This window comes from Streptomyces sp. NPDC059668, from assembly GCF_042734135.1.
Classification (GTDB): domain Bacteria; phylum Actinomycetota; class Actinomycetes; order Streptomycetales; family Streptomycetaceae; genus Streptomyces.
The window spans coordinates 126,127-135,528 of record NZ_JBHWEL010000003.1 but is presented as its reverse complement, the minus strand read 5'-3'; the positions used below and the strand labels follow the sequence as shown (position 1 = coordinate 135,528).

Sequence of the window (9,402 nt, the reverse complement as noted above, 5' to 3'; positions counted from 1 at the left end):
GGCGGGGCGGGCGGGGCCCCCGCCCCCCCCCCCCCGCCCCGCCCCCCGCGCGGGGGGGGGCCCCCCGACGGCATGCCGGCGATGCCGTGGGTCCGTGCCCGGTCCACGAGCTCGTCCGGAGTCAGCTCGGCGAGGCGGGCGGTGGCGTGGGCGATCAGCCGGGCCGCCGTGCGCGTCAGGGCCTCCTGGCCCAACGGCCTTTCGGGGAGCGCCAGTTCCTCGGCGAGGCGGGCATGCAGCGCGTCCACCAGATCCGGGGTGCCGACCTCACGGACGGTCAGGGACAGGTGGGCGGAGAGTCCCTCGTCCCCGGAGGCCCAGTGGGCGAAGCCGCGGGGGACGTAGAGGACGTCGCCGACGTGCAGCGTCGTGCGGAGGATCTCGGCCGGGGGCGGGCCGTCCTGCTCCGTGACCCGGCCCGCATGCCAGTTCTCGTCGGCGGGGCCTTCGTGGAGGTGCCAGGTCTTGCTGCCGGCGACCTGGACCACCAGGACGTCGGCGTCGTCGCGGTGCAGGGGGAGACCCTGGCGCCCCGCCGGGGTGACGAAGAAGAACGCCTCGATGTGCCGGCCGAGTTCGGCGGCGAGGGCGGCCAGCAGACCGCGGGTGGGTGCGTGCCACTGGTCGACGCAGCGCAGGAGCAACGTGGCCCCCTTGTCGAGGAGGTCGTGGATCTTGCGCACGTCCGCGAATCCGCCCGGAGTACTTCGGGCGACGTTCCGGGCGGAGGTGAACTTCCTGTTCGGGAGTTTGTCCCCGTCCCACATCTCGACGTAGGGCTCCCGGAAGAACCCCGTGGATATCGCCTGGTCGAGGTCGGCGAGGGTGAAGGAGCTGTACCCGCCTTCGGCCGGGTGGAAAACTCCTGGGCGCTTGTTCCAGTAGGAGGTGAGGAATTCCTCGGAATCCCCGACCCATTGGGCGAGCGTCGGCGCGTACATGGTCGTCCCTTCGTTTCGGGTGCGATCGGTCACCGGAATCCGCGCCATTCAGGCGCGTTCCGCCTCGCGCGCGGTCGTCGGCTCTTCGCGGTCATACGGGAAGGACCGCTTCGGGGTAGCGTTCCAGGGCGGCGTGCGCCAGTTCGGCGGGAACGGAGAGCGTGTCGACCATCAGGAATCCGCCCACCGGGCACCGTACGACGGTCATGTCGGGGTCCTGCTCGACGCTGAGGCCGTCGCTGCTCAGCGCCGGACCGAGCGGCAGGCCGTAGTGCACGGAGGCCATGGTGCCGTCCCCGGGACCCGCCGCCGCGCGCCGCTCTCGTTCGCGCCCGGCGGAGTCGGCGAGCCGCTCAGCCAGCAGGCGTGAGGTCTCCGTCGTCAGACCGGGAACGGTGTTCACGCGCTGCACCGCCTCGTGCACCTCGGGTGCCAGCAGCCATCGTTCCGCCGCACGGTGCAGGTCCGTCACGTCCTGCTCCGTCATCGCGTCGACCAGGACCGCGACGTCGACGACGTCCCGCCCGCGCAGGGGCTGCTGGAACAGTTCCTCCGCGATGAGCAGCAGGTGCGCGGCCTTCTCGTTGTCCGGCCGGTCCGCCCGCAGGGGCACGGTCGTCGAGTTGCCGACGAATGCCGCGGTGAGGAACTCCACCGCGTACACGTAGTCCAGGTCCGACTCCGGGGAAGGCCAGTTCAGGGCCACCGCCCAGTGCCGCCGGCCGCCGCTCACGATCATGCTCACCCGGGCCTCGTCGACCGGCCGCTCGCGCGCGACGGTCGCCACCGCCGCCCACAACTCGCCCTCGTCCGGCATCAGTACGTCCACATCCCGACTGGTCCGCAGCACACCTGGCGGGTAATACCCCTGGAGCGCCGCCCCCTTGAGGACATCGGCGCGGCCCGCCCCGCGGACGAGTTCGATGATCCGGTCGTGCTCCGCCCGGCGCGCCAGCTCCACCTCCAGCAGTGCCTCGCCGAGCCGGCCGAGCCGGTGGCCCTCGACTGCCGCGAGCGAACACACGGAGCCGGCCAGCCGCTGGTCGCGCCGGGCGGCCCGCTCCAGGACCAGCCCCAACCGCAGGTCCGGGGGCACGCCCATGACGTCCCGCACGGTCGGCAGTGACAGCTCCACGGTGCACCTCCAGAGAATTGACCGGCCGGGCGGCGCGGCACGGAACACGCGTGCCGTCGTCCGCCCGCCGCGGCACGCGTACCGCGCCGGAATTCGGAGCAGCGTAGCCCGATGGAGTGCCACCGATACGGCGGGATGCGGATTCCGGAAAACCTTCGACTCCGCGCATGGGAAGGGCAGTTCCGGAGCAGCCGGCGCGTCACGTGCGGATTACGGAAGAAGCTGTTGCCGGGGGAATCGGAGCGATCTAGTGTCCCTTCCGTTCGGTCAACTCCAACCAAGGAGAAATTCATGATGAAGCACGCCTCCATCCTGCGTCCGCGCCTCGACAAGGTGAAGCCGCAGAGCCGCTGAACCGACACGTGAAGTGGAATGCCGCCACCTTGGTGTGGCGGCATTCGCTTATACGGAACATTGAGGGAGAGTGCTTTCCTTGTACGAATTCCGGACCATCGACGGGCCGCTGCCGGTCATGGCGGTCGTCGACGAACGGCTGAGCACGACGACCGTCTGCCTCGCCTCCAAGTACGGTTCACGGGACGACCCGCCCCAGGAGTGCGGACTCGCCCATGTCCTCGAGCATGTGCTCATGTCCGCCCCCGTGGGCTCCGTTCCGTCCTTCAGCGAGTACGTCGAGCGGCTGGGCGGGCACGCCAACGCGGAGACCGGTCTGGACCGCATGCTGTTCTACGCCCAGGTGCACGCGGACGACGCGGAGGAGATCACCGGCCTGTTGCAGCAGGCGGTGCTCCGGCCACGCTGGAACGAGAAGACTTTGCCGCAGGAGAAGCAGGCCGTCTTCCAGGAGTTGGCGGCGGCGGACGCCGATCCCAGCGACGTGGTGCAGGACGCCTTTCTCGCGCATCAGTTCCCCGGCCACGCACTGGGCCGGCCCGTGGGCGGCACGCGGGAGAGCGTCGAGCGTTTCGACGTGGCGGCGATGGCGGCCGGTCACAGGGACCGGCTGCTGACCGCCCCCTTGTCACTGATCGTGGTCGGTCCGGCCGTCCCCGACAGTGCGGACCCCCTCGTCGCCGGTGTCCCGCCGGAGGCCCTGGCGAAGCTGGGCACCGCGAGGCGCGACCTGATCGGTCTGCCCGAACCCGAGGCCGAGCAACCGGTGCGCTGGCCGTCGGAGTTCGCCTGGGTCTGTGCGGGAGCGCGGTCGGTCGGCAACCACGATCCGCGCCGCCCCCACTTCAACGTCCTCGCCCAGCTGCTGGGTTCGAGCCCGTCGTCGGTGCTGTACCGACGGCTGCGCGGAGAGGCTGGCCTCGCCTACGCGTTCCAGTCGTGGAACCGCGGCTACGGCGAGACGGGCGCCTGGCGTGTACTGGCGGGTGTGGCCCCCGGAAACGGCGACGCCGCCCTCGCCGTCATCCGTGGGGCACTCGAGGAGATCGCCACCCACGGACCGAAACCGGACGATCTGGAATCCGCCCGCCGCCAGGCGCAGATGCGGATCCTCACCTCCGTCGACGCCCCACTGGAGTGCGCGCGCTTCCTCGCCCTGCGCAGCGGCGGCCCGGCCGACTGGTCACCGGCCGCGGAGGTGGAGAACATCGCCGCGGTGAGCGCCGCCGACCTGCGGGAGGCGGCCGGACACCTGCTCGGCGGCTGGCGGGCCGTGGTCCGGCCGGAGGCACGGTGACCACCACCCAGGGCTATCTCCGGCAGGCCGCGGCGGCCGGGCTGACCAAGGAAGCCGGCGGTCTCACCTTCGTCGCCGACCGCTGCGACGATCCGTTCACCGGGCGACGGCAGGTCCTGGTCGAGTACTGCGACCCCCGGCTTCCCGCCTCACCGGCCGCCCTGGAGGCGCTGCGCGACGTACTGCGCACCGGCGGCCACGAGGCCGACACGATACTGATGCGGGTCGCCGGCGACATCCGGCTGCCGGCTCCGTGGCGGCCACGGCTGACGTACGTGCGGCACGACCGAAGTGCCCCCACGGGCCGCTCCGCCCAGCCCCCGCCCGGCCTGACCGTCCGTCCGGCGGCACCCGCCGACGACCCTCGCGTGCGCGACTGGCTGGCGCAGGCGTTCCGCAACGCCTACCCGGGCCAGGAGGTCGACCCAGGCCACCCCGGCATCACGGGCGTCATGGACGACCCGGGGCGCCTGTCGTTCATCGCCGAGCTCCACGGCGAACCGATCGGACACGGCACCGTTCTGACGGACGAACAGGACAGCGTGACCGGCGAGGAGTTCGCCGAGCTGGTGGACACCCTGGTGGACGACGCGGGCAGCCGACGGCCCGCCGTCGCCGCGCTCGTGACAGCCGTCGTACGGGCCACCGAGGGGCGCCCGCTGTGCGGTCACGTCGTCCATCCCTACGAGCCCGAGGCCTCGGGCGCCGCCGAATCCGTGCTGCGCGCCCTCGTGGCCGGCGACTGGTCGGTCGACCACTGTTTCTGGGAGAGCCCGTGGTGAGCAACGAGAAGAACAGCCAGGTGCACGGGGGAGCAGGCCGGCCGGCCGTGGGCGGCGGCGCGCCTGCCGATGCCATCGTGGTCGAGGACGTCCGCCGCACCTACGCCGACCGGCGCGGCCGTCCGGCCCGTGAGGTGGTCGCGCTGAACGGAGTCAGCCTGCGGGTGGCGCCCGGCGAGGTGCACGGCCTGCTCGGTCCGAACGGGGCGGGCAAGACGACGCTGTGCAAGATCCTGACGACGACCCTGGAGCCCACCACGGGTTCGGCACGGGTGCTCGGCCGGGACGTGGTCCGGGAGTCGCGCGCCGTCAGACGGTCGATCGGACTGGTCTTCGGCGGTGACCGCGGTCTGTACGGGCGGCTCAGCGCGCAGGAGAACCTGTGGTTCTGGGGCGCGATGTACGGACTGCGGCGCGCCCAACTGCGGTCCCGCGCCGCGACACTGCTGGACCGGGTGGGTCTGGCGGATCGCGCCGAGTCCCGCGTCGACACGTTCTCCCGGGGGATGAAACAGCGGCTGCACCTGGCGCGCGGACTGGTCGGCGACCCCCGCGTACTGATCCTCGACGAACCCACCGTGGGCATGGACCCGGTGGCGGCGCTGGACTTCCGCACCCTCATCGGCGACCTGCAACGCGAAGGCCGTACCGTGCTGTTGACCACGCACGACATGGGGGAGGCGGCGGCGGTCTGCGACCGCGTCTCGTTGATCGACCAGGGCCGGCTGATCATGACCGAGAGCACGGACGCCGTCGGCCGGCTGCTGTCCGGCTACGAGCGGGTCGTCGCCGAAGAGGTGCCCGCCGAACTGGTGCCGCGGCTGGAGACGCTCCCCGGCGTCGTCGCCGTACGGCACGAGGCCGGCCGGGTGGAGGTCGAGACGGAACAGCCGTCCACCACCTCGTCGGTCCTCGCGGCCCTCGCGGCGGCGGGCGTCCACCGGGTCAGCGCCACCCGCCCGGATCTCGGCGAGGTGTACCTCCACCTCGTGGGCCGGCGGGGTATGGCGGTGACCTGATGCCCCTCTTCCTGGCGTCCCTGCGCTTCCAACTGCGCCTCGCCCCGAGCTCACCCGGCACCTTGCAGGTGTGGGCCACCGCACCGCTGTTCACCGCGGTCTTCCTGTCGATCGCCGAGCACTCCGGCCGCACGGACCTCACGTCCTACGCGATCGTCGCCCCGACGCTCATGGGGCAGTGGGCGCTGGCCCTCGGCATCGCGGGCGAACTCATCACGGAGGAACGCAGCCAGGGCACCCTGGAGGCGGTGATCGCGACGCCCTGCCGACTGTCGGTGGTCGTCGTGGGCCGGATCTGCGCGGTCAGCCTGCTCGGCGTCACCGCCATGGTGGAGGCCTGGCTCGTCGCGGGGCTCGGCTTCGGCCGCTGGATCGCCGTGCCGCACCCCTTCGTCCTGGGCATCGCGCTGCTGGCCAACGCGGCGGCCATGGCCGGGACCGCGAGCATCCTGTCCTCGCTCTTCGTGCTGATGCCGTCCGCGCGCATCGTGCAGAACACGCTCAACTACCCCCTGTACCTGCTCAGCGGGGTCCTCGTGCCGCTGTCGACCCTGCCGGAGTGGCTCAGGCCCTTCGGGCGCCTGGTGTTCCTGAGCTGGAGCGCCGACCTGTTCCGGTCCGCGCTGGACGGCGCGGCGGTCTCCCGGCCGGGCGCGCGGATCGCCGTGGTGGCGGTGCTCGGGCTGTCCGGTTATGCCATCGGAGCGTTCCTGCTGGACCGCGTGCTGCGCCGCGTCCGCCGGCTCGGGACCCTTACGCAGACATGAGAGCAGACGTGTATCCCTCCGCACTCCACCTCGTACGCTATGGCTTCCTCAACGCCGCGGCCGACTTCAGGGCCACCTACACCTGGCGGAGCTGGCTGTTCGGCTGGCTCGGCCGGATGCTCGCCCAGGTGCTGTTCTTCACCGGGCTGGGACGGGTCGCGGACCAACCCGGCGCGGTGCGCTACCTGGCGCTCGGCAACGCGCTGATGACCTGTGTCGTCGACACCATGGCGGTGGTCGCGACGACGAGCGGGGAGCGCAGGGCCGGCACGCTCTCGCTGCTGGTGGCAAGCCCCGCCGACCCGGTGTGGGTGTTCGTCGGACGCAGTGTGCACTGGCCGGTCAGCGGAGTGGCGACCGCGCTGGTGGCCCTGTTCGGTCTCGGCCCGTTCTTCGGACTCACGTGGAGCGTCTCCCAGGTGCCGCTGGTGGTGCTGCTGACCGTGCTCACCGCGCTGGGCACCTACTGCGTCGGGCTCTTCCTGGCCGTGGTGGTGGTCAACGTGCCACGGCTGCGCAACGTGGTCTCCAACTGCGCCTACCTGGGGATGATGGCGTTCTGCGGTGTCCAGGTACCGGTCGGCTTCTGGCCCCGGGGTGTCGGGGCGGTGGTCCAGGCGGTCCCGCTGACGCACACGCTCAGGGCTCTCAGGGCCCTCAGCGACGACCGCCCGACGCCGGACGTGCTCGCGCCCGTCCTGCCCGCGCTGCTGACCGGCGCGGTGTGGCTGGCCGCGGCCGTCGTGACGTTCCGGTGGCTGGTCGCGGTGCCCGCCCGGCGGGCGGGCACCCTGGACCTGTCCAGCTGACGGCAGGGGTCAGCGGGCGGGCAGACGCCCGCCGCCGGCGCAGCCGCACGGCTCGTCCGGCGCGGGCCGCCGGTCGAGCAGCCGGGCGGTGAGGACCTCGGTCGCGGCGTCGAGCGACGCGAAGTAGGCGTCGACGGCCGCGCCGGCCGCGGGCTCCAGCCCCAGATCGAGCACGGGGTAGGCGTGCCCGCTCCGCCCGCAGGTCAGGTCGCAGGTGCTGAGCACGACCCGCACCGGTGCGGGAACGTCCGGGGCCGCCGCGCGCGCGGACCGGCACAGTGCCGCCGCGGCCGCCTCGAACTCGCCCCGGGTGCGCGGCAGGACGCCGACCCGGCGCCAGCCCGGCGTGAGGGACGGGGAGCCGTAGGCGTGCCCCTGGCAGCTGTCGTACGTGGCGAGCCGCCAGGCGCCCGTGGTCAGCGTGTCGACCAGCGGCCACACGCCTTCCTCGATGGCGGCACGCCACTGGGGGTGGGCGGGATCCAGATCGTCGGCCTCGTGGATGCCCGGCAGCCCGACGGTGTTGATGTTGCCGTCCGCGCTCCTGCGCAGCCGGGCACCGCGGCGAGACGCGCCGGGGACGTTCCATCGGCCGAGGAATTCCGTGACATCGGGCATGACATTCGGAGAACGGGGCCGTCGTTCGAGCGTGCGGCAGCGCGAGAACGCCTCGTCGGGCCAGGCCGCGGTCTCCTCTTCGGTACGTGTCAAAATTACCTCCCGTTTCCGGTTGCCTGCGGTGACCGGGCGATCCTAACGGCGGGAGGAGCCGAAACGGCGCCCCTTTCGCCTGGCGAGGCCCGAGAGTGCGTATTCACGCAGTGCCGCCCGTCGCCCTTTCTCATTCCGTGTTCGCATTTCCGCAATTCCTTTGTCGTCGGATAGGCGCTTCGGTCATCCTGCTGGACGTGCCGCATCCGCGGTGGGATCGCAGAATCCTCTTCCTCCGCACGGAAGGAGTCGGGGCCGTGGCTGGAAAGTACGACCTCGCTGTCGTCGGACTCGGCTATGCCGGGCTGCCCCTGGTCGTCGCGGCTGCCCGCAACGGCATGCGGGTCGCCGGCTTCGATCTCGACGCCACGCGCATCAGCACCCTGGCCCGCGGGCTCAGCCACGTGGACGACATCTCCGACGAGGAGATCGCCGAGGCACTGGCCACGGGCTTCACCCCGACCACCGACCCGGACGTCATCACCGGGGCGGACGCCGTCACCATCTGCGTACCGACACCGCTGCGCGGCTCCGTGCCGGACCTGAGCGCCGTCCTCGACGCCGCTCACCTGGTGGCGCCGCGGCTGCGCGCGGGAGCGCTCGTGGTCCTGGAGTCGACCACCTACCCGGGCACCACCACCGACGTCCTGCTGCCCGTCCTCGCGCAGTCGGGCCGAGTGGTCGGCGACGACTTCCATCTGGCCTTCTCGCCGGAGCGCGTCGACCCGGGGAACCCGGCCTTCGGTCTGCACAACACCCCGAAGGTGGTCGGAGGAGTCACCCCACGGTGCGCCGAGGCCGCCACCGCGCTGTACGAACGCATGGTGCAGAAAGTGGTGACGGTCAGCACCCCCGCCGCGGCCGAGCTCACGAAGCTCCTGGAGAACACCTACCGCCAGGTGAACATCGCGCTGGTCAACGAGGTGGCGGTGTACTGCGACGGGCTCGGCGTGGACGTGTGGGAGGTCGTCGCCGCGGCCGGCACCAAACCGTTCGGCTTCCAGTCCTTCTCGCCGGGCCCCGGTGTGGGCGGCCACTGCATCCCCGTCGACCCGGGATACCTGGCCTTCAGCGGACGCTCCGCGGGCCGCCCCCTCAGGCTGACGGAGCTGGCGCAGGAGGTGAACGACCGGATGCCGGCCTATGTCGTCGACCGCATCGTCCGTCTGCTCAACGACCGCGAGCGCAGCGTCCGCGGCACCCGGGTCCTGCTGCTCGGCGTGACCTACAAGCCCGACATCGCCGACGGCCGCGGCTCCCCGGCGGTTCCGGTGGCCGAACTGCTGCTCGGCCTCGGGGCCAGGGTGCGGTTCCACGACCCCTACCTCAGGACACTGCGGCTGAACGGGCGCAGTGTGGCCGCCGCCGCCTCGCTGGATGATGCGCTGGCCGACGCCGATCTCGTCGTGCTGCTGCAACCGCATCTCGACTACGACCTCCCCGCCATCGCGGACACCGCGCCGCTGCTGTTCGACACCAGCGGGCGGACCGTGGGCGCGCGCGTGGTGCATCTCTGAAATCCCGCGCGTGGAATTGCCCGGTCGGCTCCGTGAGAGGGAAAACGGAGGCCGGCCGGGCTGTTCGCAT

Annotated in this window: 9 protein-coding genes; 6 read left to right on the top strand and 3 right to left on the bottom strand. The window is 72.0% G+C overall.

Annotated features, from left to right (window positions below; translation table 11 throughout):
- Positions 1 to 941 (bottom strand): JmjC domain-containing protein (locus ACFV2J_RS04295; protein WP_385437260.1); only part of this gene is annotated, 941 nt, incomplete at its 3' end.
- 91 nt (positions 942 to 1,032) lie between these two features.
- A complete protein-coding gene (locus ACFV2J_RS04290) occupies positions 1,033 to 2,076 on the bottom strand; it encodes a hypothetical protein (protein ID WP_385090191.1) in 1,044 nt (347 codons plus the stop codon).
- A 433-nt stretch (positions 2,077 to 2,509) separates the two neighbouring features.
- On the opposite strand from ACFV2J_RS04290, the gene ACFV2J_RS04285 reads away from it, so the two are divergent.
- From ACFV2J_RS04285 to ACFV2J_RS04265, 5 genes are read left to right on the top strand one after another with little or no spacing between them, the layout of a single operon-like run.
- Complete coding sequence (locus ACFV2J_RS04285) at positions 2,510 to 3,727, top strand: M16 family metallopeptidase (RefSeq protein ID WP_385090189.1); 1,218 nt, start codon at positions 2,510 to 2,512, stop codon at positions 3,725 to 3,727.
- Positions 3,724 to 4,509, top strand: coding sequence for a hypothetical protein (locus ACFV2J_RS04280; protein ID WP_385090186.1), 786 nt, complete (start codon positions 3,724 to 3,726; stop codon positions 4,507 to 4,509). Before ACFV2J_RS04285 ends, ACFV2J_RS04280 begins: the two co-directional genes overlap by 4 nt.
- Positions 4,503 to 5,528 carry an ABC transporter ATP-binding protein gene (locus ACFV2J_RS04275; protein WP_385090184.1) on the top strand — a complete coding sequence of 342 codons (1,026 nt, stop codon included), beginning with the start codon at positions 4,503 to 4,505 and terminating at the stop codon, positions 5,526 to 5,528. The genes ACFV2J_RS04280 and ACFV2J_RS04275 overlap by 7 nt, the downstream gene beginning before the upstream one ends.
- Positions 5,528 to 6,295 carry an ABC transporter permease gene (locus ACFV2J_RS04270; RefSeq protein ID WP_385437256.1) on the top strand — a complete coding sequence of 256 codons (768 nt, stop codon included), beginning with the start codon at positions 5,528 to 5,530 and terminating at the stop codon, positions 6,293 to 6,295. The genes ACFV2J_RS04275 and ACFV2J_RS04270 overlap by 1 nt, the downstream gene beginning before the upstream one ends.
- Positions 6,292 to 7,104, top strand: a complete 813-nt coding sequence (locus ACFV2J_RS04265; protein WP_385090178.1) for an ABC transporter permease — start codon at positions 6,292 to 6,294, stop codon at positions 7,102 to 7,104. The genes ACFV2J_RS04270 and ACFV2J_RS04265 overlap by 4 nt, the downstream gene beginning before the upstream one ends.
- Positions 7,105 to 7,113: 9 nt before the next feature.
- On the opposite strand, the gene ACFV2J_RS04260 is transcribed toward ACFV2J_RS04265, so the two are convergent.
- Complete coding sequence (locus tag ACFV2J_RS04260) at positions 7,114 to 7,815, bottom strand: hypothetical protein (protein WP_385437253.1); 702 nt, start codon at positions 7,813 to 7,815, stop codon at positions 7,114 to 7,116.
- 257 nt (positions 7,816 to 8,072) lie between these two features.
- Between ACFV2J_RS04260 and ACFV2J_RS04255 the strand changes: the two genes are divergently transcribed.
- Positions 8,073 to 9,332: a nucleotide sugar dehydrogenase gene (locus ACFV2J_RS04255; RefSeq protein ID WP_385090173.1), complete on the top strand. Its 1,260-nt coding sequence runs from the start codon at positions 8,073 to 8,075 to the stop codon at positions 9,330 to 9,332.
- The last annotated feature ends 70 nt before the right edge of the window (positions 9,333 to 9,402 follow it).

What these genes read in the sequence shown, in the direction of transcription:
- ACFV2J_RS04265 (WP_385090178.1), top strand. Translation starts at nt 6,292, where the DNA reads ATGAGAGCAGACGTGTATCCCTCCGCACTCCACCTCGTACGCTATGGC.
- ACFV2J_RS04270 (WP_385437256.1), top strand. Translation starts at nt 5,528, where the DNA reads ATGCCCCTCTTCCTGGCGTCCCTGCGCTTCCAACTGCGCCTCGCCCCG.